The organism is Thioclava sp. F28-4 (genome assembly GCF_002020045.1).
In the GTDB taxonomy this organism is placed as follows: Bacteria; Pseudomonadota; Alphaproteobacteria; order Rhodobacterales; family Rhodobacteraceae; genus Thioclava; species Thioclava sediminum.
The window spans coordinates 947504-972561 of record NZ_MPZQ01000001.1; the positions used below are offsets into that span (position 1 = coordinate 947504).

Below are 25058 nucleotides of genomic sequence, written 5' to 3' on the forward strand. Positions count from 1 at the left end.
ACAGGGAGGAGACCCCGTGAGCGGAGTCGCATTGGAGAAGATCGTCAAACGGTTTGGCGATGCGGAGGTGATCCACGGCGTCGATCTGACGGTCGACCCGGGGGAATTCTGTGTCTTCGTCGGGCCGTCCGGCTGTGGCAAGTCGACGCTTTTGCGGATGATCGCGGGGTTGGAGGAGACCTCGGACGGCGCAATCCGCATCGGTGGCCGCGAAGTCACGAAGGCCGAACCCGCCGAGCGCGGCATCGCGATGGTGTTTCAGACCTACGCGCTCTACCCGCATATGACGGTGGGCGAGAATATGGGCTTCGGGTTGAAGATGAACGGCCATCCGAAGGCCCAGATCAGCGACAAGGTGCAGGAAGCCGCGCGGATCCTGAAGCTCGAGCCGCTTCTGGACCGTAAGCCTGCCGCACTCTCGGGCGGTCAGCGCCAGCGTGTGGCCATCGGCCGCGCGATCACACGGGGCCCGGAGGTGTTCCTCTTCGACGAGCCGCTCTCGAACCTCGATGCCGAACTGCGCGTCGAGATGCGCGCCGAGATCGCGCGTCTGCACCGCAAGATCGGGGCGACGATGATCTACGTCACCCACGATCAGGTCGAGGCGATGACCATGGCCGACAAGATCGTCGTGCTGCGCGCGGGCAATATCGAACAGGTCGGAAGCCCGATGGAGCTTTACGACGACCCCGACAATCGCTTCGTCGCGGGCTTCATGGGCTCGCCTTCGATGAACTTCCTCGCCGCGACCGTGGTGGAGGGTCAGCTCGACGTGCCCGCTTTGGGGCAGCGCGTCGACAGCCCCGTCGCCTTGCCCGCGGACGGCACGAAGCTGGAAATCGGCATCCGCCCCAACGCGCTGCGCCTGAGCGGTTCGGACGGCAACTTCACCATCGAGATGGCCGAGAACCTTGGCGGCGTCAGCTATGCGCATCTCGACGCGGCCTCCGGCGAGCGGGTGGTCGTGGAGACCGATCAGCGCCTCCACGGCGCGGTGGGCGGCAAGACCGGGCTCAGCTTCGATCCGGCCTCGGTCTATGTGTTCGACACCAGCACGGGCGCACGGGTGCGCGGATGAGCCTTGCCATCGGCCTCGTGGGGCTGGGAGCGATCGCCCGCGCCCAGCACCTTCCCGCGATTGCGGAAACCGATGGCGTGCATCTCGCCGCCATCGCGAGCCGCAATGCCACCCTGCCCCACCTGCCGAGCTATCCCGACCTGCGCGCGATGCTCGACGCCGAGCCGGAGATCGGCGCCGTCTCACTCTGCACACCGCCGCAGGGGCGGTTCGATCAGGCGATGGCGGTGCTGCGCGCGGGTCGTCACCTGATGCTCGAAAAGCCGCCCGGCATGACGCTGAGCGAGGTCGAGGCGCTGCGCGAGACCGCGGCCAAGGCGGGCCTGACGATCTTCGCGACCTGGCATTCGCGCGAGGCTGCAGCCGTGGACGCGGCGCGCCAATGGCTCGCCGGGCGCGAGATTTCCGAGATCCGGATCGACTGGCGCGAGGATGTACGCAAGTGGCATCCCGGGCAGGAGTGGATCTGGCAGCCGGGCGGGCTCGGAGTCTTCGATCCCGGCATCAACGCGCTCTCGATCCTGACCCGAATCCTGCGCCAGCCGGTGCGGCTGACAGCGGCGGCGCTGAGCATCCCGCAAGGCCGCCAGACTCCGATCGCCGCTGATCTGGAGATGCGCGCGGGCGAGACCCCGATCACCGCCGCGTTCGACTGGCGGGAAACGGGTGACGAGCTGTGGCGCATCGCCCTTCAGACCGACCAGGGCACGGCCATGCTCGACAAGGGCGGCGCGGAGTTCAGCGTCGATGGCGAGGTGATCGCCACGGGCGAGAACCGCGAATACGCCAATCTCTACGCCCGGATGCGCGATCTGGTGCGCGCCGGCCAAAGCGATCTCGACCTCGCGCCGATGCGCCTTGTCGCAGACGCCTTCATCAATGCACGTTTCGCGATCACCGAGCCTTTCGACGCCTGATCGCGCCCACTAACCCTGAGGACCGTCATGAAAATTACCGCCATCGAAACCTTCATCGTGCCGCCGCGCTGGTGTTTCGTGAGAATCTCCACCGACGAGGGCATCTCCGGTTGGGGCGAACCGGTGCTGGAAGGCCGCGCGGCCTCTGTCGCCGCCTGCGTCGAGGAGCTGTCGGACTACCTGATCGGCAAGGATCCCGGCCATATTCAGGACCACTGGACGGTGATGTATCGCGGTGGCTTCTATCGCGGCGGCGGCATCCACATGTCGGCCATCGCGGGGCTCGATCAGGCGCTGTGGGACATCAAGGGCAAGGCGCTCGGCGTGCCGGTCCATTCGCTTCTGGGCGGCCAGCAACGCGACCGCATCCGGGTCTATAGCTGGATCGGCGGCGACCGGCCCGGCGACACCGCGCAGATGGCGCGCGAGTGCGGCGACCGGGGCTTCACTGCGGTGAAGATGAACGGCACCGAGGAGCTGCAATTCATCGACTCCCACGACAAGATCGACGCCGTGCTGGCGCGCGTGCAGGCGATCCGCGAGGAGATGGGCCCCGATTTCGGCATCGGCGTGGACTTCCATGGTCGCGTTCACCGCCCGATGGCCAAGCAGCTCGCGAAAGAACTCGAGCCCTTCAACCTGATGTTCATCGAGGAGCCGGTGCTGAGCGAGAATGCCGAGGCGCTGCGCGAGATCGCGAACCATTGCTCCACGCCGATCGCATTGGGCGAGCGGCTCTATACCCGCTGGGATTTCAAATCGATCCTGCAGGGCGGCTACGTCGATATCGTCCAGCCCGACCCCTCGCATTCCGGCGGCATCACCGAGACCTACCGGATCGCGGCGATGGCCGAAGCGCATGACGTGGCGCTGGCGCTGCATTGCCCGCTGGGGCCGATCGCGCTGGCGGCGAACCTGCAACTCGATGCGGTCTGCTACAACGCCTTCATTCAGGAGCAGTCGCTGGGCATCCATTACAACAAGGGCTCGGACCTGCTCGACTATCTGAGCAACCCGTCGGTCTTCGAATATGACGACGGCTATGTCGCGATCCCGCAGGGCCCCGGTCTCGGCGTCGAGGTCAACGAGGAGAAAGTCCGTCAGGCGGCTGCCGAGGGCCACCGCTGGCGCAACCCGATCTGGCGCCATGCCGATGGCAGCTTCGCGGAGTGGTAAGCATGAGAGAGATCAGCAAACTGAACGAAGGCTGGAGTTTCGCGGACGGCTTCGACGCGGCGAAGGTCGCGGAGCCGCTGCAGGGCGAGACGGTCACCCTGCCCCATAACGCCACCGACCTGCCGATGAGCTATTTCGACGAAGCCGCGTTCCAGCGCCCCTTCACCTATCAGCGCGAGATCGCGTGGGACAATGCGTGGGCGGGCAAATTGGTGCGGCTCCGGTTCGACGGGGCGATGGCCGATGCCGTGGTCTATGTGAACGGCTCGGAAGTGCTGCGCCACCGCGACGGTTACACACCCTTCACCGTCGATCTGACGGACCGGTTCGAAGGCGGCAAGGCGCTGGTGACGATGCATATCGACGGTTCGGAAAACCCCGAGATTCCGCCCTTCGGCGGCCGGATCGACTACCTCACCTATGCCGGGATCTATCGCGACGCGTGGCTGGAAGTGCTGCCCGAGGCCCATATCGCAAGCGTGAAGATCGAGACGCCCGACGTGCTGGCCGAGACCAAGCGCATTCTGATCAAGCTCGACGCGCCGGGCACGGTGGAGGCGGTTCTGTCGGACGCCGACGGCCACGAGATCGCGCGCGGCGAGGGCACCGGCGAGATCACCTTCGAGGGCCTGAGCGGCATCACGCTCTGGTCAGTCGAAACGCCCGCGCTCTACACCCTGACGCTGACCCTGACCGAGAGCGGCGACCGCCTCACCCAGCGGTTCGGCTTCCGTCACGCGGAATTCACGCCCGAGGGGTTCTTCCTCAACGGCAAGCGCGTGGTCCTGCGCGGCCTCAACCGGCACCAGAGCTTCCCCTATTCGGGTTACGCTCAGGGCAAGCGCAGTCAGGAGCGCGACGCGGAAATCCTGCGTTACGATCTGGGCTGCAACATCGCGCGCACCTCGCATTACCCGCAAAGCCCCTATTTCCTCGACCGCTGCGACGAGATCGGCCTCATGGTCTTCGAGGAAATCCCCGGTTGGCAGCATATCGGCGGCGATGTGTGGCAGGACGAGTCCGTCGCCAATGTCGAGCGGATGATCCGACGCGACTGGAACCACCCCTCGATCATCATCTGGGGCGTTCGGATCAACGAGAGCCCCGATGCAGAGGCGTTCTACAAACGCACCAATGCCCTCGCGCATGAGCTGGATGCGACGCGCCCGACCGGCGGCGTGCGCTGCATCACCGACAGCCAGCTGCTCGAAGACGTCTACACGATGAACGATTTCATCTTGGGCGATTTCGAACTGCCCTTCTCGAACCGCCCGCGCACGAGCTTGCGTGACCAGCAGGAGGTGACGGGGCTGCCCAAGCGCGTGCCCTATTTGGTGACCGAATATAACGGGCATATGTATCCCACCAAGGCGGGCGACCCCGAGCATCGCCAGCACGAGCATGTGCTGCGTCATCTCGACGTGCTCAACGCCGCCCATGATCCCGATGCCGGACTCGCGGGCTGCATCGGCTGGTGCATGTTCGACTACAACACGCACAAGGATTTCGGCGCGGGCGACCGAATCTGCCATCACGGCGTGATGTCGATCTTCCGCGAGCCGAAATTCGCAGCCTACGCCTATGCCAGCCAGCGCGATCCCGACGAGGCGATCGTGATGGAGCCGGTCACCGTCTGGTCGCGCGGCGAGCGCAATATCGGCGGGGTGATCCCGTTGATCGTGCTGACGAACTGCGACGAGGTGGAGCTGTCCTACGCCGATGTGGTCAAACGCGTCGGGCCTGATCGCACCCGCTTCCCGCATCTGCCGCACGCGCCAGTTATCATCGATTACGACCATTTCACCCCCGACGAGGTGACCGCTTGGGGAGAGAGCTGGCATGCGGGCCGCCTGCGCGGCTATCGCAACGGCGAGTTGGTGATCGAGCGCGACTTCCCCGCCGATGCGATGTTCGACCGGCTCGAAGTGGCGCCCGATGTCACGAAGGCCGAGGCCGATCCGAGCGAGGAAATCCGGGTGATGATCCGCGCCCGCGATCAGGCCGGCAACAAGCTGCATTTCCTCAACGAGCCCGTTCACCTCACCGTCGAAGGCCCGGCTAAGCTGATCGGCTCCGACTGTCCGGTGCTCGCCGACGGTGCGACCGGTTGCTGGATCCGCCTGACGGGAAGGCGCGGCACGATCAAGGTGACCGCGCGGCTTCGTGAGACGGTCGAGACAATCGAGATTGCGGTGGAATAAGCAGTAAGGCAAAGGCGCTCGATCAAGGCCATGGGGCGCCCCGTTCGCGACATGACATGTCGTTGAACGGGCGCCCGCTTTGGCCGGTTCGAACCCGTCGGGGGCGCATGACGCCAGCACTCGGATTCCGCTGACAAAATGCCAATGCATAATTTTACATTATATGTCTTATTACAATTTCCAAATTTTTATTTATCACACTGCCTGCTATGAGCATCGGGCAAGGTAGGGACCCACGTGCCGTAGCCCCTGTTCGGACAAGCTGCGGCATGTCAGACTTTAACCGGTCTCCCCGATCAACCCCGTGCTCAGCAGGAGGAAGCACAGATGGACGGAAATGACGTGAACACGGGCGGCAAGTGCCCGGTGATGCATGGCGGCAATACCGAGCTTGGCTCGAACGTGATGAATTGGTGGCCGCAGGCGCTCAATCTCGACATCCTGCACCAGCATGACACCAAGACGGACCCGCTGGGGCGCAGCTTCGACTATGCCGAAGAGGTCGAGAAGCTCGACTACGATGCGCTGAAAGCCGATCTGCACGCGCTGCTGACCGAAAGTCAGGAGTGGTGGCCGGCTGACTGGGGCCATTACGGTGGTCTGATGATCCGCCTCGCCTGGCACTCGGCGGGCTCCTACCGTCTCGCGGATGGGCGCGGCGGCGCGGGCACCGGCAATATCCGCTTCGCCCCGCTCAACTCCTGGCCCGACAATGCGAGCCTCGACAAGGCCCGTCGCCTGCTCTGGCCGCTGAAGAAGAAATACGGCAACCGGCTTAGCTGGGCGGATCTGATCATCCTCGCCGGCACCGTCGCCTATGAAAGCATGGGTCTGAAGACCTTCGGCTTCGCCTTTGGCCGCGAGGACATCTGGCATCCGGAGAAAGACACTTACTGGGGCGCCGAGAAGGAATGGCTTGCGCCGTCGGACGAGCGCTACGCCAATGTCGACAAGCCCGACACGATGGAAAACCCGCTTGCCGCCGTGCAGATGGGCCTGATCTACGTGAACCCCGAGGGCGTGAACGGCCAGCCCGACCCGATGAAGACCGCGGCGCAGGTCCGTGAGACCTTCGCGCGTATGGCGATGAATGACGAGGAAACCGCGGCGCTGACCGCAGGCGGCCACACCGTCGGCAAATGCCACGGCAATGGCGACGCGGCGGCGCTCGGCGCGGAGCCTGAAGCCGCCGATGTCGATCAGCAGGGCCTCGGCTGGTTCAACCCGAACCTCAAGGGGCAAGCGAGCAACTCGATCACCGGCGGGCCGGAAGGTGCCTGGACGACGAACCCGCTCGAATTCGACATGGGGTATTTCGAGATGCTCTTCGGTCATGAATGGGAAGTCACCCAGAGCCCCGCTGGCGCGAAACAGTGGAAGCCGGTGGACATCGCCGAAAAGGACATGCCGCTCGACACCTCGGACCCGAGCCAGCGCCGGATGCCGATGATGACCGATGCCGACATGGCGATGAAGGTCGACCCGATCTACAACGAGATTTGCCAGAAATTCATGTCCGATCCGGAGTATTTCAAGGAGACCTTCGCCCGCGCCTGGTTCAAGCTGACCCACCGCGACATGGGTCCGAAGGTCCGCTACAAGGGGCCGTGGGTGCCGTCGGAAGATCTGGTCTGGCAAGACCCGGTGCCCGCTGGGTCGACCGATTGGGACGTGGACGCTGTGAAGGCGAAGATCGCCGCCTCGGATCTGTCGGTGGCCGAGCTGGTCTCGACCGCCTGGGACAGCGCGCGCACCTATCGCGGCTCGGACATGCGAGGCGGCGCCAATGGCGCGCGTATCCGTCTGGCCCCGCAGAAGGACTGGGAGGGCAACGAGCCCGCCCGTCTGCAAAAGGTGCTCTCGGTACTCGAGCCGATCGCGGCAGAAGCCGGCGCGTCGGTCGCCGACGTGATCGTGCTGGCCGGCAATGTCGGCGTCGAGAAGGCGATCAAGGCCGCCGGTCATGACGCGACGGTGCCCTTCGCGCCGGGTCGTGGCGACGCGAGCGACGAGATGACCGATGCCGACAGCTTCGACGTGCTCGAACCGCTCGCCGACGGCTTCCGCAACTGGCTCAAGAAGGACTACGTCGTTTCGCCCGAGGAGATGCTTCTGGATCGCGCCCAGCTGATGGGGCTGACCGCGCATGAAATGACCGTCCTGATCGGCGGCATGCGGGCGATCGGCACAAACTATGGCGGGACCAAGCACGGCGTCTTCACCGACCGCGAAGGCCAGCTGACGACCGACTTCTTCGTCAACTTGACCGATATGGGCTACAGCTGGCATCCGGTGGGCGACGGGTCTTACGAGATCCGCGATCGCAAGACCGGCGCGGTGAAGTGGACCGCGAGCCGCGTCGATCTGGTCTTCGGCTCGAACGCGATCCTGCGCGCCTATGCCGAGGTCTATGCCCAGGACGATGCGAACGAGAAGTTCGTGGAGGACTTCGTAGCCGCCTGGACCAAGGTGATGAACGCCGATCGCTTCGATCTGGCCTGATCGTCTGTCTTACAGAAAACCGCGCCCCTCGCAGGATGACCTGCGGGGGGCGTTTTCGTTTGGGGATCAGCGAGATTCCGGTCCCGGCTCAGACCGACGCCCGGGGCGACCAGCCCCGGGCAGCGCCCGACCTCCCCCCGGGGAGGGCGCTTTTGCCCCCTCGACGCGAGCACACCTGTCGGTCGGATGTGGTACGATAAAGTACAGACCACCTATCTCGTGCCTGCGCCCGCCCGAGGTCGGGCCCCGCCCTCATCGCAGGCGGATAGCCGAAAAGGATATGGGCACCGTTCCGCCTTACAGCGCCGCCGTCGTCACGTAGCGCAGCGCGCGGGCCACCTGTTCGGGCGTGCGCGCGACCGCATTGGCCGCGGCATCGACCTCCTTGAGCGCGTGATCGTGCTCGGGCGGCTGAAGCACGATGATCGGCTTACCGAGCGCCGCCGCATAACCCGCATCAAACGCCGCGTTCCACTGCTTGTATTTTTCACCGAAACACACGACGAGCACGTCGCAGCGCTCAATCCCGGTGCGGATGCGGATCGCGTTGAGCGACGCGCCCTTGCGGTCATGCCAGAACTTGTCCTCTTCCGCGCCGAAGATCTCGACCCCGCAATCATCCGAGGCCCCGTGATCCGTCACTGGCCCCGACCATTCGATCTCGAGCCCTTCGCAGGCCGATTTCACCGCCTCGCGCCAATCGGTGTGAATTTCGCCGGCCAGATAGACATTCAGTTTCATCGCATCCTCTTTTCGCTGTGGCGTGGGCCCCGCTTCGGGCCGCGTCTCTTTTCCAGCGCGATCCTTGAGGATCGGGACCAGCTTGGCAACCTCTCCGGTCGTCCGCCCCCCTCCGATCCGCTCCCCATGCGTTTGATCCGCCAGCAGGCATAGCGACATGTCATTGACGCCGGTCAGTGCGCGAAATCGGCCACCTGCTTTGCTGGGAAGTGTTCGAAATCCTGGGAGGAGGAGAAAGCAATGAACGGTGTGGTGATTTCAAGCGTGGCAGCGCTCCTGCTGCTGACAACAAACGCTCTGGCGCAGGAGGATGCCGGTCGCGAGGAATACATGGTCGCCTGCGCTGGATGTCATGGCGAGACCGCGAAGGGGAATGGCCCGCTGGCAGGGCTGCTGGATATTCAGACACCCGACCTCACGAGCCTCGCGGCGAAGAAGGGCAACGGCGAATTCCCGTTCGACTACACGCTTCGGATGATAGATGGCCGAAACGAGACGCGGGCGCATGGCAGCAAGATGCCGGTCTGGGGGGACCGTTACGCGGCCTCGGCGACCAGCGAGCGCGGAGAAACGGCGGACATGGTGGCCCGGGGGCGCATCCTGTCTCTCATCTATTATCTGGCCTCGATACAGCAGTAACGCCCTCGCGCACAGATGGTGTAGGGCCTCGGCATCTGTGCCGGCACTTTGATCGGCGGGCGCGCGGCCCGTCGCTACCGCTTTGGCGCGATGAAGATGGCGGCCTTCAAACTCGCCAATGCCCTCGGCGCGGCGGGGGGCGGGCGGGCGGAAGGAGCTGATGATCATCGACGGCGCCGATCACGTCGACCTCTACGACCAGACGGACATCATTCCCGTCGGCAAGCTGCAGAGCGTCTTCGAAGGCCACCTGACCTGATCACACACGAGGCAGGAAGCCGGGCCTCGCGTCCGGCTTCTTGATGTCCGCGGCCATGCCAGACGAAACACACGATGTGGCTTAGTCCTCATCAATCGGCCGAACAGCATGGAGCGCGCGACCCTTAGGATGGAAATCCTTCCTCTGCAGGACGAACATGCCGCAGCTTCTCGGGGTTTCGGACAATCCATATTGCTTTGATCTTTCCGGAATGAACCGCGAAGGCCGTGGTTTGCAGGACGCCATTTTCCCGCACCACATATCCTGTTGCTCCGTTGATCAACTGCTGTCTCGGCACAGGCCCATTCGTCAGCTTACCCTTCCGGGCCAAGCCTTCGAAGAAGCGCGCGGCGTTCCAGCTCCCTCTCAGCACGTTGATTGCTGCGGGAACTTTGCCGCCGCCATCCGTATGCACCTCGATATCTTCAGCGAAGATTTCCAGCAGCCGATCCATATCGCCCTCGCGGCTTGCGGCCCAGAATGCCGCGACAAGCGGGTGGGTCTCCTCTGCTCGCTCAAGCGTGCTCTGATCGGCGCCGACAAGCTTGCGTCTTGCCCGCGAGACCAGCTGCCGACAATTTGCGGAAGACTGGCCGACGACCGCCGAGATTTCTTCGAAACTGTAATCGAACCCGTCGCGAAGAATGAACGCCGCGCGCATCTCGGGCGATAGTCGATCGAGCGTGAGCAGGAGTGCGATCCCCACATCCTCGGTCAGGATCCAATCGCTTTCGGCATCCGCCGCATGGTCGGTGACAATCGGCTCGGGCAGCCATGCCCCCACATAGGTCTCACGCCTCTTTTGTGCCGATCGCAGATGGTCGAGGCAAAGGCGCGTGACGATGGTCGAAAGCCATTGCGCCGGACGTTCGATCCCGGCAAGGCCAACGCTTTGCAGTTTCAGCGCCGCGTCCTGAAGGATGTCCTCCGTCTCCGAGACTGACCCGGTCATTCGATAGGCGAGCCCCGCCAAGCGGCGGCGCTCCCTTTCGAAAACCTGCTGTGTCTCAGGCAGCGGCATGATCGCGCTCTCTGATCTTGTGGGTCGACCGGAACCCAATCGCGAAACGGTTCCACGCGTTAATCAACGTAACAGCGAAAGTCAGGTCCACGCATTCGCGCTCCGAAAAAACATTTCGGAGACGCTGGAAGACCTCCTCCGAGGCGCCCTGTTGCTCGATCCTTGTCAGGGCTTCGGCCCAATCGAGTGCGGCGCATTCGCGTTCGTCAAACGCAGGGCTTTCACGCCAGGCCGCCAGCACATCGAGCTTTTGCTGCGACACACCCGCCTCCCGCGCGGCAGGCGCATGCATATCGAGGCAATAAGCACATCCGTTGATTTGCGACACGCGCATCTTGATAAGCTCCCGCAGCATGAGCGAGATCGAAAGCTCCTTCGTCGCCTCCTCGGCTGCCCTCATGGCCTTCATCGTCTCGGGGGCTGCTTCGTAGTAGTTCATTCGGGGCGTCATCGGCATCTCCTTGGGTTATATACCAGAAGACGAGACAGCCCCCCGCTTTGTGACAGGCGCAAAGAAAATCTCTCTGTTCAGGTAGCCGGGTCTGGAGCCTAGAGGACCTACGCCTTTCGCCAAAGCCATGCGCCCGAACGGACGAACTCGGTCGAAGCTTTGGTCGCTCGGGGCATTTTAACGTAGATGCAATTCGCGGCGGCTTGTTCGGGCCAGCACGCGCGAAGTTCAAACGTCGCGCTGCACGTCTTCAAGCACCTCGGCCAGCACCGACACGGCCAGCAACCGAGGATCGCGCGCAGATTGGATCAGCCCGATCGGCCCATGAACCCGCGCGCGCGTCGCCGCGTCGATACCGCGAGCCTGCAAACCTTCCTGCCGCCGGTTTTGCGTGCGCACGCTGCCTTGTGCCCCGATGTAGAACGCAGGGGTTGCGAGCGCCGCCTCGAGAATATCCAGCTCCCAATCGTGGTCGTGAAACAGAAGGATCACCGCCGTGCGCGCGTCGATTGCAACGTCCGAAGGGATCGCGCTTCGGCCCAACCTGCGCACCGTGCAGCCTGCACCTTCAGCATTGGCGAAAGTGGCATCTTCGGGCGTGAGCAAAAGATGCGGCGCGCCGGTGGCCCGCACCAGATCGGCGAAGAACACCGCCTCGGCGCCAGCACCGAAGATCACGAAGCGCGGCTCGGGGCGAAAGGCGATACGCAGCTCTCCCGGCTCGTCGGGGGTCTCGTCTTCCTGCGTCAAACGCAAGCCCCCCGAGGCGCTCAGTCCCAAGGCCGCCTCCGCGCGGCGCGCCCGCCTTGCCGCTAGCTCGCTAAGCAAGGAACGGTCCGGCGCGGGGATCACCGTAACCTCGAGCGCGCCGCCGCAGGGCAGCTTCAGATCGAAAAAGGGCGAACCGGCCCCATAGCGCAGCTTGCGCACCTGCCCGTCGGCCAGCGCCGCGCGCGCATGTTCGGCCAAATCTTCCTCGATACAGCCTGAGCTGAGCGCTCCGAAGCGCCGACCGTCCGGCAAGATCGCCATCGCGGTCCCGACATTGCGATAGGCCGGGCCTTCGATGGCAGAGATCACCGCGATCGCGCCGGGTGCGTCGGACCTTGCCAGTTCGAACCACGGATCTTGCGCGGCGGGATGGGTCACGGCTGGCCCCTCAATCGTTCGACCCGGCCAGCGCGCGATGCGCGACCTCGACGAAGAACTGCACGCCCAGCGGCAGGATCGCATCGTTGAAATCGTAATGTGGGCTATGCAGGTTGCGCCCGCCCTCGGCCGATCCGTTGCCGATCCAGCCGTAAGCGCCGGGCACCTTCTCCAGCAGGGAGGCGAAATCCTCGCTCGCCATGCTGGGCGCGTAGTCGACCTGCACCGCGTCGCGGCCCACGATGGCCTCGGCGGCGCGGCGCGCGGTTTCGGCGGCCTCAGGGTCGTTGATCGTGGCCGGGTAGCGGCGCTGATAGATCAGCTCGGCCTTGGCATGAAACGCCTCGGCGATCATTTCGGCGCGGCGCGTCATCTCGGCCTGCACGAAATCGCGCGTCGCGGGGCGCAGGGTGCGCACGGTGCCGTGCAGGGTCACTTCGTCTGGGATCACATTGAGCGTGTGGCCCGCATGGATCTGCGTGACCGAGATCACCGTCGCATCGGTCGGATCCACCGCGCGGCTGACGATGGTCTGCCAGGCCATCTGCAACTGGGCCGCCAGCGTGATCGGGTCGATCCCCTCATGCGGCATCGCGCCATGCGAGCCCTTGCCCATCACCCTCAGCTCGAACGTGTCGAACGCGGCCATGACGGGGCCTGCGCGCATCGCTATCTTGCCCGCCTCGAGGCCCGGCCAGTTATGCAGCGCAAAGGTGCTGTCGAGCGGGAACTGGTCAAGCAACCCATCCTCGACCATCACCCGCGCGCCGCCTTCGTTTTCCTCGGCGGGCTGGAAGATGAACACCACCGTGCCCGGTCCCAGCGGATCGGCCGCCATCGCCTGCGCGGCGCCCAGAAGCATCGTGGTGTGACCGTCATGGCCGCAGGCATGCATCTTGCCGGGGATCTCGGAGGCATAATCCGCCCCGGTCAGTTCGGAGATCGGCAGCGCGTCGATATCGGCGCGCAGGCCGACCGTCGGCCCCTCGCCATTTCGCAGAACGCCGATCACCCCGGTCCCGGCCAGCCCCTCGTGGACCTCAAGTCCGAACGCGCGCAACTCAGCCGCGATGAAGGCGGCGGTCTCGTGTTCTTCGAAGGCCAGTTCGGGGCGGCGATGCAGCGCATGCCGCCATTCAACCAACTGGTCTTCCATCGCCTTGATCGCCGGGGTGATATTCATCGCGCGTCCTTTCAACCAAAGAGCCAGCAGATCCCGAGCCCGAGGCCCAGACCGACCAGAAGCCACGCCACGCGGTCGATCAGCGGAATATGTCCCGCCGCCGCCGTGGCCACCGCGCCCGTCGGGGCGGCGCCTTCGCGTGACGGGGCTGTCTCCTCCGCCTCGCCGGTCACGACCCGCGAGAAGGCATTGAAGAAGTCCTCGGCATTCTTGCGGGCCACGCCCTGAATCAATCGCCCGCCGACTGCGGCCAGTTTACCGCCAACCTCGACATCGGCGACATAGGACAAACGCGTGCCCTCGCCTTCGGGCGCGAGCTTGATCTCCGCGCCGCCCTTGGCGAAGCCCGCAGGGCCGCCCTGCCCGCGCCCGGTGATCCGGTAGGACACGGGCGGCACCAGATCGCTCAGCTCCACCTTGCCGCGAAAGCTGGCCGAGACGGGGCCGACCCGCGCCACGACCGTGGCGGTATATTCAGCCTCGCCCGTCTGCTCCATCGCCTCGCAGCCCGGGATCGCGCGGCGCAGCACCTCGGGGTCGTTGAGCCCGCGCCAGACCGTCTCGGGATCGGCCGGGATCAGGTGATCGCCTTCGAACCGCATCACCCGGCCTCCGCATGGATCGCGTTATAGGCACGGTAGAGCGCCTGCGTGCCCTCTTCGCCGAAGCCGTCATCCACCAGCTTGCCATAGAGGCTGCGCGCCAGCGACAGGCCCGGCAGATCGAGGCCCAGTCTTTCGGCATCGCTCAGCGCGATCGACATGTCCTTGACGAAGTGGTGGACGAAGAAGCCGGGCGCGAAATCCTCGTCCACCATCTTCGGTCCAAGCCCGTTGAGCAGGAAGCTCGACGCGGCTCCGGTTCCGATGACTTTGAGAACCTGCATCGGATCCAGACCGGCGGCGCGTGCGTAGCTGATGCTTTCCGCGACCGCGAGCATGGTCGAGGCGATGGCGATCTGGTTGGCCATCTTGGTGTGCTGCCCAGCGCCCGCCTTGCCCATCAGCGCGATATTCCCGCCCATCAGCTCCAGCACCGGCAGGACCCGCTCGAACGCCCGCGCATCGCCCCCCAGCATGATCGCGAGCTTGCCCGCCTTCGCGCCGACATCGCCGCCGGAGACCGGGGCGTCGAGCGCAGAGAGGCCGCGCGCGAGAGCCGCCTGCGCGATTTTCCCGGCCAGGGCGGGGCTCGAGGTGGTCATGTCGATCAGCACCGAGCCCGGGCGCGCCTTGCCGATGATCCCCTCCTCACCGAGGTAGACCTGTTCGACATCGGCGGGGTAGCCCACGATGGTGATCGTGATATCGCTGGCCTCGGCCACGGCGCCCGGGCTGTCGCACCACGTCGCCCCCTTTGCGACGAGGGCATCGCCCTTGGCGCGGGTGCGGTTGTAGATGTTGAGCGGATGCCCCGCGGCGAGGATATGCCCCGCCATGTGCTGGCCCATGATTCCGAGTCCGATGAAGCCGACGCTGAGTTTCTCTTCTGTCACGGCTGGGTCCTTTTCGTTGAGCTGGGCGCGGCCTCCCGCAGGAGCGCGCGAATGGATTGGGGGGTCAGCGGAAGACGCTCGATCGTCACGCCGCGCGGCGCGAGCGCATCGCTCACCGCGTTGGCGAGCACGCCGATCGCGCCCATCACGCCGCCTTCGGCCATGCCCTTGATCCCCGCGGGGGTGCGGCGGTTCGGCGTGTTGTGATGCAGGATTTCGAATTCCGGGAGTTCGTTCGGGGAGGCCACGAGGTAATCGGCGAGCGTCGCGGAGAGGTTCTGCCCCGTGCCGTCGTAGATCACCTGTTCGAGCAGCGCGCCGCTCAGCCCCATCGCGATCGCGCCCTGCTGCTGGCCGCGCACGACGATCGGGTTGAGAACGGTGCCGGAATCCTCGGCAACGAGATAGCGGTCGATGGTGATCGCACCGGTCTGCGGGTCGACCTCGACCTCGCAGGCATGGGTCGAGTTGGAATAGGTCATCGCGGGCGGGTCGTAGCTATGCGAGAAGTCGAGCCCCGGCGCGATCCCCTCGGGCAGAGCCAGCGGGTCGAGATAGGCACGCCGCGCGATATCGGTCAGCGCAAGGCCCGTCTCCTGCCAGTCGTCGCCGATCATCCGTTCGATCTGGCCTGCGCGCAGTCGTAGCCCGCCAGCGTCGTTGAGATCGAGCATCGAAGCCGCAATCGCGAGCACCCGCTCGCGCGCCTTGAGCGCACAGAGATAGAGCGTCCCGCCCCCGGCAGTCGCGCCGCGTCCACCGCGGCTGCCCATGCCGTAGGGCGCGATATCGGTATTGCCCATATGGACCGTGACATCTTCCGAGCGCACGCCGAGCCCTTCGGCCACCGCCTGCGAAAGCGGGCTCTCGTAGCCCTGCCCGGTGCCCATCAGCCCGACGGAGGCGTTGACCGCCCCGCTCGGTTCGATCCGCACCCAGGCCGATTCATGGCCCGATCCGGGGATACCGGCGGATTTGTAAAATTCCGAGCCATAGGTCGTGCTCTCGATCACCGTGCACAGCCCGAGCCCCAGATAGCGCCCCTCAGCGCGCGCCTTTTCCTGCCGCGTGCGGAAATCCGCGACGTCGATCGCGTCCACGGCGATCTCGAGCGTCTCCCGTGGGCTGACATCTTCGAGAAGTTCGCCCGTGGGCATCTTGTAGGGCAGATCCTCCGGGCCGAGCGCGTTGATACGGCGCACCTCGACCGGGTCGAGGCCGAGGTCGCGGGCGATGGCGTCGATCGTGCCCTCCATCACCCAGCTCGTGATCGCCATCGGCGCGCGCATCGGGCCTGCGCCGCATTTATTGGTCAGCGCGACGCGGACCTCATAGGCGTAGTCCTGAATCCGGTAGGGACCGGTCATGATGAGGGCGATGACGCGGGCCATATAGTTGGCCGGGTAGAAGCAGTAGCCGCCGAAATCCTCGTCGATCTCGAGCTCGAGACCGAGAATCCGTCCGGTTTCGCTGACCGAGGTGCGCGTGCGGCACTCGTATTCCCGCGCATGGGCGGCGGACATCAGGTTTTCCATCCGATCCTCGCGCCACCGAACCGGGCGGCGCAGGTGGCGAGACAGAGCCGCGACCGTGAGTTCCTCGCGATAGAGCGCGATCTTCTGACCGAAGGCGCCGCCCACATCGGGGCTCATCACCGTGACCTGGCTTTCCGACAGACCCAGCCGCGCGGCAAGCTGGCTGCGCAACGGGTGCGGGACCTGATTGCCGATATGCATGTTCAGATGCGCGCGCCCGTCATCCCAATCGGCGACGCAGCCGCGCGTCTCCAGCGGCACATGGGTGTGGCGATGGAGCGAGAAACGGGCCTCGACGACGCGATGCGCCTCGGCCCGGCGCGCGGCAGGATCGCCGACGCACAGGCTTTGATGCGAGACCATGTTGCTGGTCAGGCTGTCATCGACCAGAGCGGCATCGGACGCGAAGGCCTCGGTGATCGAGGTCACCGCCGGAAGCTGGTCATATTCGACGGTGACACATTCGGCGGCATCCTCTGCAAGGTAGCGATCGGTCGCGACGACGCAGACCACCGGATCGCCGTGAAAGCGGACCTTGTCGATCGGAAGCGTCGTCAGCTCGGTCGGCTGCAACCCTTCGATCGGCGGTGCGAGGCGCAGCCGCGTTGTCATCTGATCGAGATCGCGCCCGGTGAAAATCCCCACGACCCCCGGCATTTCAGCGGCTTCGGCGCTGTCGATCCCGAGAATGCGCGCATGGGCGTGGGGCGAACGCACGAAGCTCACATGCAGCGCGCCGGGAAAGGCGAGGTCGTCGAGATAGCGCCCGCGCCCCGAAACGAGGCGCCGATCTTCCTTGCGCGGCAGGGCGCGACCGATCTCGGTGAAATCGCCGCTCATGCCGCCTCTCCACGCATCCGGGCCGCCGCTTTCAGCACGGCGGCGACGATATTCTGATAGCCCGTGCAGCGGCACAGGTTGCCCGACAGGACATCGCGCACCTCTTCTGCGGTGGGGTCCGGGTTCTCGCGCAGGTAATGCTCGAAGGTCACCACGATGCCGGGCGTGCAGAAACCGCATTGCAGCCCATGTTCCTCGTGCAGCGCCTGCTGAAGCGCCGAGAGTGCATCGGGCCGTCCCATGGCCTCGATGGTCGTGACCTCGTGGCCCTCCATCTGGGCGGCGAAGGTCAGGCAGGCGCGCGCGGGGCGTCCGTCGATCAGCACGGTGCAGGCGCCGCAGACGCCGTGTTCGCAGCCGACATGGGTGCCGGTCAGACCAAGATCATCGCGCAGCACATCCGAGAGCAGCTTGCGCGCGGGCACCCGAACGTCGTGGGTTTCGCCATTCACGCTCAGCGAAAGCGTCAGGGGGTCGTGTGTCGGAGCGGTCATGCGCCCTCCTCCCGGGTCAGAGCGGACTGGAACGCGCGAATGACAAGCGTTTCGGCAAGTTCCCGGCGATAGACCCCGGGCACCTGTTCGCTGTCTTCGGGCGCGATCGCCGCAGCAGTCGCGGCTGCGAGGTCGCGAATGGTGTCTTCGTCGGCCAGCCTGCCCTGCGCGCGCGCCTCGATCTCGGGCAGGCGCAGCGGGACGGTGTCGACGCCGCCGAGCCCGAGCCGCAGCGCATCGATCTTGCCCTCCGCGTCGCGCGCGAAACTGAGCGCGACGCTGACCAGCGCGAAATCGCCGTGACGGCGCGAGAAAGCCTTGAAGGCCCACCGATCGCCGACGGGGAGCGGAAAGCGCAGCGCGGTGATGAGTTCGCCATCGCGCAGATCTACCGTCATGATCGATTGCAGGAAATCGGCGGCGGCAACTTCGCGCGTGCCTGCCGGTCCCGAAATCACCAGCGTCGCACCCAGCGTGACCGCGATCAGCGGCAACTGGGCAGCGGGGTCCGCATGGGCGAGGCTGCCGCCGATCGTGCCACGCTGACGGATCGCGTAATGCCCGATCGAGGCGGCAGCGGCACCGAGAAGCGGCAGGCTCCGCTGCACTTCCGGCGCATTGGCAAGGCGGTGATGGCGCGTCAGCGCGCCGATCTCCAGCATGTCGTCCTTCACCCGCACGCGGTCCAGCTCGATCAGGTCGTTGAGATCGATCAGATGGCCCGGGCGCGCCAGCCGCATGTTCAGCATCGGCCCGAGGCTTTGCCCTCCGGCGATCGGCTTTGCCGCCGGCCCATGTGTGCGCAACAGCGCCAGTGCCTCGGCAAGGCTCGCAGGCCGGTGGTAGGTGAAAGGGGCGGGTTTCATCGTGTCAGGCCGCGTTCCAGATCAGCGACTGACCGGTTTCGCGGTCGAAGACATGCAGGCGGTTGAGATCCACCGCGAGTGTGATGCTCTCGCCGAACGCATGGCGCAGATCCTTGCCGACGCGGAAGAACAGCTCCTCGCCGCCGAAATCCATGCCGAGATACTGATCCGAGCCAACCGGAAGCACCGAGTTCACGGTGCCGCTGAGCGCATTATATCCCGGCTCGGCAGTGCCTTCCGCGACATCCTCGGCCCGGATGCCAAGCCGCACCGCGCGGCCCTCCTGCCCTTTCAGGCGTGCCGCGTGATCTGCCGGCAGCACGAGACGCAACCCATCGCGGACGAAGGCCATCTCGTCATCCGGCCCGGCCTCGAGCACGCCGTCGAAATAGTTGATCGGCGGGCTGCCGAGGAACGACGCCACGAAGGTGTTCGCCGGGCGCTCGTAGATGTCGTCGGGCGTGCCTATCTGCTGCACGACCCCGTCATTCATCACCACGATACGATCCGCGAGCGTCAGCGCCTCGGCCTGATCGTGAGTCACGTAGACGAAGGTGGTCTCCATCGCGCGGTGGAGTTCCTTGATCTCCGCGCGCATCGAGATCCGCAGCGCCGCGTCGAGGTTCGACAGCGGCTCATCCATCAGGAAGACCGACGGGTCACGAACCATCGCGCGCCCCAGCGCCACACGCTGACGCTGGCCGCCCGACAGCTGCGACGGACGGCGGTCGAGCAGGTGCGAAATCTCGAGCTTCTTCGCGGCGTCTTGCACGCGCTCGTCGATCTCTTCCTTCGACGCGTTGCGCATCTTCAGCCCGAAACCGATATTGTCGTAGACGGTCTTATGCGGGTAGAGCGCGTAGCTCTGGAACACCATCGCGACGTCGCGCTTGTGCGGGGGGACGTAGTTCACGACCTGCTCGTCGAAGATCAGATCGCCGTCCGAGACCTCCTCGAGCCCTGCAATCATGTTGAGGGTCGTGGATTTGCCGCAGCCCGAGGGGCCGAGCAGGACGATGAACTCGCGATCCTCGATATCGAGGTTGAGATTGCGCACGGCATGGAAGCCGTTGGCGTATTTCTTGTTGACGTTGGTGAAGCGGATCCGGGCCAAGACTTTGTCCTTTCTAACCTTTGACAGCCCCGGCGGTCAGACCGGAAACGATGTAGCGTTCGAAGACGATGGCGACGATCACCGGCGGCACGACCGCCAGGACGCCAGCGGCGTTGAGGAAGGAGAAGCTCACCGTGAAATCGGAGGTGAACGAGGCCAGCAGGATCGGCAGGGTCTGCGACGCGGAGGTCTGCGTAAACATCAGCGCGAGCAGGAATTCGTTCGAGCTGGTAAGGAAGGTGAAGAGGACCACGGCGACGAGCGAGGGCAGCGAGAGCGGCAGGAACACCTTGATCAGCGCCTGGAGCCGCGAACAGCCATCGACCCGCGCGGCCTTGTCCAGCTCGTCCGGGAGGCCCTCGAAATACTGGATCAGGATGAAGACCGTGAAGGGCACTGTGATCGCGAGATAGGTGATCACCAGCGATCCGAGCGTATCGAGCATCCCGAGTTTGCGGATCACTAGGAAGAACGGCACGACCAGCGCGATATCGGGGATCACCCGCGTGATCAGGATGAAATAGACGGACGCGTTGCGCCCCCAGAACCGGATCTTCGCGATCGCATAGGCGGCCGGCACCCCGACGAGCAGGTTCAGGATCACCACCAGGATAGAGACGATCAGGCTGTTGGCCATCGACGGCAGGAGGTTTTCTGCGGTGGAGGGGATGAAGTCGCCGGCAGCAGGATCGGCGCCCGAGCGCGTCTCGTAGGTGACGGGCTCGTCGTTCCCGGCGGTGAAGATAGCCTCGAAATTGCGCAGGGTCGGCTCTTCGGGAATCCAGTGCGGCGGGATCGAGACGATCTCGGTCTCGGTCTGGAACGCCGAAGAGACGAGCCAGGACACCGGGGCGAGAATGTAGGCCGCAAGGACGATCGCGGAGACCACGATCACCAGACGCTGCACGATGCGCCCGATTTTCTGGCGGCGGCGGTAGTCGATCGTGTCGACAGGCGGGGTGATAGGCATATCGCTCATGTCAGATCTTGCGCCCCAGCGTTCGGATGAAGAGGTAGGAGAGTGCGAAAGTCGCGATTGCGAGGAGGTAGGACATCGCAGCACCGCTCCCGAAGGACAGGTTGCGGAAGGTCTCGACATAGATGTGCCACGAGAGCACATGCGACGCGCTGCCGGGCCCGCCCTCGGTCAGGATGAAGAACAGGTCGAAATGGCGGATCGCCATCATCGTCTCGTAGATCATCACCAGCATGAAACCGGGCTTCATCGCCGGCAGGGTGACATGCACGAAGCGCTGCCAGACCGTCGCGCCATCGACGCGCGCCGCCGCATAGAGATCGGACGGGATCGACTTGAGCGAGACCAGCAGAAGGATCGTCGCCAGCGGCACTTCCTTCCAGACGAAGGCATTGGCGATCAGGAACAGTGTTTTGTCCTGATCCCCCAGCCAGACCATGTATTTGTCGATGAAATCGAGCTGATAGAGCAGGCCGTTCAGCGCGCCGTAGCTGGAATCGTAGATCCATTTCCACATCAGCGCGTTCGCGACATAGGGGATCGCCCACGGCACCAGCAGGATCGTCGACAGGATACGACGCCCGCGGAACTCCTGATTCAGCAGCAGCGAGACAAGCAAGGCTATGAAAGCAATCGCGGTAACCGAGACGAGCGAGAAACTCACCGTGCGCCAGACCGCGCCCCAGAACGCCTCATCGCCGAGAAGATCGGTATAGTTCTTCAGCCCGACAAAGGGGGTCCGGTTCGGACGCGTCAGCTTGATGCTGAAGAAGCTGATATAAAGCGAATAGGCGATCGGGAAGACCGCAACCGCGCCCAGAACGGCCATGACAGGAGCAAGAAACAGCATGGCGCTGCGCTCCTCGTATCCCACCCGCCATTTCGGGCGTGTCGCCCGTGTCATTGCATTCGCCACGTCATGCTCTCCCGTTGCCCTGCCCGACAGACGGCGGGCCTTTTAGAAAGGCCCGCCGCACCTGCTCAGTAGCTGTCCTTCAGCTCGTTCCACAGATCGGCAGATTTCTTGACCGCTTCGGCGGGATCGACATTGCCGAGGATGGCCGATTGCCAGGCCGACCCGTTGGTGTCGTTCCACTCGCCGAACCACGGGGTGACCGTGTCCTTCTTGCGAGCGAGCGCCTGCTGAGCCTGGATCATGTCGACATCGCCATAGGAGTCGTAGGCGGCGCGGATCTCGGGATCCTCGAACAGCGGCTTCACGCCGAACCCGGCCCCGATATCGAGGAACAGGAGCTTCTGGAACGTGTAGGCGCCATCGGCCTTGCCGCCGAACCATTCGATCAGCTTCGCGGCATTCTCGGCGCGCGCCTTGTCTTGTGCAGCCTGCGCCGACATGCCGTGGAAACGCATCCAACCGACCGTCGCGTGAGAGCCGTTGGCGCCTTTCGGCATCATCGCCTGCTTCACATTGCCTGCGATCTGCGACTGCTCGGGATCGTTGAGCATCCGCAGACGGTATTTCGCGACCATCGCGAAGGCATGGTTGCCCGCCGCGAAGGATTTCAGGCCAGCCAGTTCGCCGGTCTCGACACAGGCGGGCGAGACGATCTCGTGCTTGTTGACCGCATCGACGACCCAGCTCAGCGCCTCGACTGCACCCTCTTTCGGATCCTGCATCACGGCCATGCCGTTGTCATCGACCAGACGGCCACCATGCGAATAGACCAGCGTCGAGATGAACTCGATCAGCCAGCTTTCCTGCGCCATCGCGAGCATCATCGGATAGTCGGCAATGCCTTTCTCTTTCATGACGAGCGACTGCTCGACCAGCTCATCCCAGGTTTCCGGCGGCGCGTCGAAGCCGGCTTCCTTGAGCTTCGCCTCGTCATAGAAGAAGGCCATGTAGTCGGTGTAATAGGTCAGGCCGTACTGACGACCGCCATAGGTCATGGAGTCGGTGCAGAAATCCTCGGCCTCGGCGTTGTATTTCATCAGGCTGTCGAATTCGTCGACCGGAGCGATCCAGCCGGCCTCGGCCCATTCGGGCAGCCAGGAATCCGACACCCACATCGCATCGAGCGGCGCACCGCCCACGAATTTCGCGACCATGCCCTCGCGGTACTGGGCCCAGGGCGAGTTGCCGTAATTGACCGGGATCCCGGTTTCCTTGGTGAAGGCGCTGAGGTGGCTCTGCACGGTGTCGACCGCCGCCGACCAGGTGTGCATCGTCAGCGCGGCCGTTTCGGCCTTCGCCGGACGAACCAGACCCGGCGCCATCAGCGCCCCTGCGCCCGCCGCCGAGTAGCGGAGGAAATCCCGGCGCCCGAGACGGCGCGTCTTATCCTTGAGCATCTTTCGATTCCTTTTGCATGGCCGCCTCAGCCCGAGCCCGTTCAAAGCCCAACCTGCAGCAAGCCGTCCCTGTTGATCTTGTTTATGGGAACCGACGCTATTGGCGATTTATTTATTCGTCAACTGACGACAAACGAAAAAGTGAGGATTTCCCTTCCGCAACGGAAATCGCACAAAATTTCAGCGCCTGCGGAAGCCTCCGCAGGCGAAATCAGGGAAAATGTAGCGGATTGCAGCGCTCAGCGGCCGCTGCACACCTCGACCATGTCTTCGAATCCCGCGAGGAACACGCGGACATGCATCGTTACCACCTGGTCTTCGGAGAGCGACAGGCTGCTTTGATAGATATGGCGTCGAATCGCGTAGTGAGAGATCGCACCGTGCAGCGTCCACGCCATTTCGCGGAGCAATGCGGGATCTTCCGGCAGCTCTACGCCCCGCTCATGCGCCACTTCGCGCATCACGGTCTCCAGCAACTGCATGACGATCGCTGCGATGTAGTCAGGCGCCATATTCGCCTCGGCCAGCGAGGCATAAAGGAACAATCGCAACCACTTCCGGGTCAAGGTAGACTGAAGATAGTCGCGATAGAATGCGTCGAGGCGCACGGCCATGGGCTGCGAACGATCCTGAAGCTCAACGAACCAGACGGCCTTGAAAGCACCAAGAATTTCTCGGTTATAGACCTCTTTGAGCAAGTCTTCCTTGGTCGGAAAGAAGCGATAGAGAAGACGCTGGGAGATGCCGCATTTCTCCGCCAGCTGCCGCGTCTGCCCCGCAAGTCCGTTCTCCGCAAAGAACTCGGTGGCGACGTCCAAAATCTGGGCACGACGCTCATTGAACGGCATGCGCACAGCGCCTTGCGGCGAGCCGGGCTTATTTCCGGCGCCGTTCGTTTTGGACGAACCTTCAGTCATTTTTGGCTTGGCCTGCACGTTTTCCCCTTGGCACCCCTTGTTGTTCATTCCGACGCCGGACGCAACGACTTCAGCTCCCTACATTAGCCCATTCCGCGCGAAGGCAAAGTATCTTTTCGTCACTTGACGACTTATGTGTTGCGAAAACCTGAAGTTTGGTCGTAGCTTCGGCGCATGACGGGACGTCAGCGCCCGCGATTTTCTGCCATTCACGCCGGAGTCCAACATGATCTACGAACAAAGAACCTACCGCATCACCCCCGGGAAGGCGCCCGAGTTCCTCAAGCTCTATGAAGCCGAGGGTCTGCACATCATCACCCAATATGCGAAGCTTGCCGGATGCTGGGTCAGCGACAGCGGCGTGCTCAACGCGGTCACCTTCCTCTGGGCCTATGAGGATTACGGCCACCGCAGCGCGCAACGCGCCAAGCTGGGCGCAGACCCGGAATGGCAGGCCTTCGTGCCCAAGATCTTGCCCTATCTCGTGCATCAGGAAAGCATCTTCCTGCAGCCAGCGGCCTTCTCGCCGCTCGACTGATCCGGGCACGGGCCACCATGCGCACGCTTGGCATCCTCCTTGCCGCCGGCGCCTCGCGTCGGTTCGGCGCTCGGGACAAGCTGCTTGCCGATTGGAACGGCGCCCCTTTGGTGCTGGCAGCGGCACGCGCGCTCGAGGCGTCGGGATGCGATGCGCTCGTGGCGATCGTCTCTTCCGAGAGGGTCGCCGTTTCTCTTCCGCCGTCGTTCAAGGTGCATCACGTGGCACCGGGCCTGCCGCTCTCCGAGAGCTGGCGAACGGCGCGCGGCGTCGCAACGAGCCGCCGGGCAGAACGTGCGCTGTTCGTGCTGGGCGACATGCCTTTCGTTTCAACCGACACGCTCCGCGCCTTGGTAAATAGCGACGGCGGCGGCCGCGCCTGCACCTTCAACGGTATCCCGATGCCGCCAGCGCTTCTGACCGCGCACGACTTGAGACACGCACCCGATCAGGACGGAGATCAAGGTGCCCGGGAGCTGTTGCGCGCCCTGCCGCGTAAGTCGCTCATCTCCCTCTCGGCCGAAGAGGCGAGTGACATCGACACGCCCGAAGACCTCCGCCATCATCGGGTTAACGTCAAGCGTGAGGATCGCGCCTGACCCTTTCTCCAGGGCGCGCATTGTCGGGATACCGATCTTGGCGCGGGACGCGAG

23 protein-coding genes are annotated in these 25058 nt (G+C 64.4%); 8 read left to right on the plus strand and 15 right to left on the minus strand.

Features of this window, described 5'->3' with window-relative positions:
- Positions 1–16: 16 nt before the first annotated feature.
- From BMI87_RS04310 to katG, 5 genes are all read left to right on the plus strand, one after another.
- Positions 17–1078: an ABC transporter ATP-binding protein gene (locus BMI87_RS04310; RefSeq protein ID WP_078519900.1), complete on the plus strand. Its 1062-nt coding sequence runs from the start codon at positions 17–19 to the stop codon at positions 1076–1078.
- On the plus strand, positions 1075–1995 hold the full coding sequence (locus tag BMI87_RS04315) for a Gfo/Idh/MocA family protein (protein ID WP_078519901.1): 921 nt from the start codon (positions 1075–1077) through the stop codon (positions 1993–1995). The genes BMI87_RS04310 and BMI87_RS04315 overlap by 4 nt, the downstream gene beginning before the upstream one ends.
- Before the next feature lie 27 nt (positions 1996–2022).
- Positions 2023–3171: a galactonate dehydratase gene (gene dgoD, locus BMI87_RS04320; protein ID WP_078519902.1), complete on the plus strand. Its 1149-nt coding sequence runs from the start codon at positions 2023–2025 to the stop codon at positions 3169–3171.
- Between the two features lie 2 nt (positions 3172–3173).
- A complete protein-coding gene (locus tag BMI87_RS04325; protein WP_078519903.1) occupies positions 3174–5372 on the plus strand; it encodes a glycoside hydrolase family 2 TIM barrel-domain containing protein in 2199 nt (732 codons plus the stop codon).
- Between the two features lie 327 nt (positions 5373–5699).
- On the plus strand, positions 5700–7874 hold the full coding sequence (gene katG / locus BMI87_RS04330; RefSeq protein WP_078519904.1) for a catalase/peroxidase HPI: 2175 nt from the start codon (positions 5700–5702) through the stop codon (positions 7872–7874).
- Positions 7875–8171: 297 nt separating this feature from the next.
- On the opposite strand, the gene BMI87_RS04335 is transcribed toward katG, so the two are convergent.
- Positions 8172–8615: a YtoQ family protein gene (locus BMI87_RS04335; RefSeq protein ID WP_078519905.1), complete on the minus strand. Its 444-nt coding sequence runs from the start codon at positions 8613–8615 to the stop codon at positions 8172–8174.
- Between the two features lie 240 nt (positions 8616–8855).
- On the opposite strand from BMI87_RS04335, the gene BMI87_RS04340 reads away from it, so the two are divergent.
- Positions 8856–9254 carry a c-type cytochrome gene (locus BMI87_RS04340; protein WP_078519906.1) on the plus strand — a complete coding sequence of 133 codons (399 nt, stop codon included), beginning with the start codon at positions 8856–8858 and terminating at the stop codon, positions 9252–9254.
- A 383-nt stretch (positions 9255–9637) separates the two neighbouring features.
- Here BMI87_RS04340 and sigJ read toward each other — a convergent pair whose 3' ends face one another.
- From sigJ to BMI87_RS04410, 14 genes are all read right to left on the minus strand, one after another.
- Complete coding sequence (gene sigJ, locus BMI87_RS04345) at positions 9638–10534, minus strand: RNA polymerase sigma factor SigJ (protein ID WP_078519907.1); 897 nt, start codon at positions 10532–10534, stop codon at positions 9638–9640.
- Positions 10521–10973, minus strand: a complete 453-nt coding sequence (locus BMI87_RS04350; RefSeq protein ID WP_210402450.1) for a carboxymuconolactone decarboxylase family protein — start codon at positions 10971–10973, stop codon at positions 10521–10523. The genes sigJ and BMI87_RS04350 overlap by 14 nt, the downstream gene beginning before the upstream one ends.
- A gap of 240 nt (positions 10974–11213) precedes the next feature.
- Entirely contained in the window at positions 11214–12134 is a 921-nt protein-coding gene (locus BMI87_RS04355) for an XdhC family protein (RefSeq protein WP_246832641.1), read from the minus strand.
- A gap of 10 nt (positions 12135–12144) precedes the next feature.
- The gene (locus BMI87_RS04360) at positions 12145–13317 is read right to left on the minus strand and encodes a M20 aminoacylase family protein (RefSeq protein WP_078519910.1); all 1173 of its coding nucleotides are present in this window, start codon (positions 13315–13317) and stop codon (positions 12145–12147) included.
- A gap of 11 nt (positions 13318–13328) precedes the next feature.
- Positions 13329–13919 (minus strand): carbon monoxide dehydrogenase subunit G, encoded by a 591-nt coding sequence (locus tag BMI87_RS04365; protein ID WP_078519911.1) that lies wholly within the window; start codon positions 13917–13919, stop codon positions 13329–13331.
- Positions 13919–14812 (minus strand): NAD(P)-dependent oxidoreductase, encoded by an 894-nt coding sequence (locus tag BMI87_RS04370; RefSeq protein ID WP_078519912.1) that lies wholly within the window; start codon positions 14810–14812, stop codon positions 13919–13921. Before BMI87_RS04370 ends, BMI87_RS04365 begins: the two co-directional genes overlap by 1 nt.
- Positions 14809–17187 carry a xanthine dehydrogenase family protein molybdopterin-binding subunit gene (locus BMI87_RS04375; protein WP_078519913.1) on the minus strand — a complete coding sequence of 793 codons (2379 nt, stop codon included), beginning with the start codon at positions 17185–17187 and terminating at the stop codon, positions 14809–14811. Before BMI87_RS04375 ends, BMI87_RS04370 begins: the two co-directional genes overlap by 4 nt.
- Entirely contained in the window at positions 17184–17681 is a 498-nt protein-coding gene (locus BMI87_RS04380) for a (2Fe-2S)-binding protein (RefSeq protein WP_078519914.1), read from the minus strand. Before BMI87_RS04380 ends, BMI87_RS04375 begins: the two co-directional genes overlap by 4 nt.
- The gene (locus tag BMI87_RS04385) at positions 17678–18547 is read right to left on the minus strand and encodes a xanthine dehydrogenase family protein subunit M (RefSeq protein ID WP_078519915.1); all 870 of its coding nucleotides are present in this window, start codon (positions 18545–18547) and stop codon (positions 17678–17680) included. Before BMI87_RS04385 ends, BMI87_RS04380 begins: the two co-directional genes overlap by 4 nt.
- 4 nt (positions 18548–18551) lie before the next feature.
- Entirely contained in the window at positions 18552–19661 is a 1110-nt protein-coding gene (locus BMI87_RS04390) for an ABC transporter ATP-binding protein (protein ID WP_078519916.1), read from the minus strand.
- Positions 19662–19674: 13 nt separating this feature from the next.
- Positions 19675–20640, minus strand: coding sequence for a carbohydrate ABC transporter permease (locus BMI87_RS04395; RefSeq protein WP_210402451.1), 966 nt, complete (start codon positions 20638–20640; stop codon positions 19675–19677).
- Between the two features lies 1 nt (position 20641).
- The gene (locus tag BMI87_RS04400) at positions 20642–21487 is read right to left on the minus strand and encodes a carbohydrate ABC transporter permease (protein WP_208607942.1); all 846 of its coding nucleotides are present in this window, start codon (positions 21485–21487) and stop codon (positions 20642–20644) included.
- 131 nt (positions 21488–21618) lie between these two features.
- On the minus strand, positions 21619–22950 hold the full coding sequence (locus tag BMI87_RS04405; RefSeq protein ID WP_078519918.1) for an extracellular solute-binding protein: 1332 nt from the start codon (positions 22948–22950) through the stop codon (positions 21619–21621).
- A gap of 239 nt (positions 22951–23189) precedes the next feature.
- Complete coding sequence (locus tag BMI87_RS04410) at positions 23190–23915, minus strand: TetR/AcrR family transcriptional regulator (protein ID WP_198453251.1); 726 nt, start codon at positions 23913–23915, stop codon at positions 23190–23192.
- Between the two features lie 178 nt (positions 23916–24093).
- On the opposite strand from BMI87_RS04410, the gene BMI87_RS04415 reads away from it, so the two are divergent.
- Together BMI87_RS04415 and BMI87_RS04420 are read left to right on the plus strand one after the other, a co-directional pair.
- Entirely contained in the window at positions 24094–24405 is a 312-nt protein-coding gene (locus BMI87_RS04415; RefSeq protein WP_078519919.1) for an NIPSNAP family protein, read from the plus strand.
- Positions 24406–24422: 17 nt separating this feature from the next.
- Positions 24423–25004, plus strand: a complete 582-nt coding sequence (locus tag BMI87_RS04420) for an NTP transferase domain-containing protein (RefSeq protein ID WP_168175157.1) — start codon at positions 24423–24425, stop codon at positions 25002–25004.
- The last annotated feature ends 54 nt before the right edge of the window (positions 25005–25058 follow it).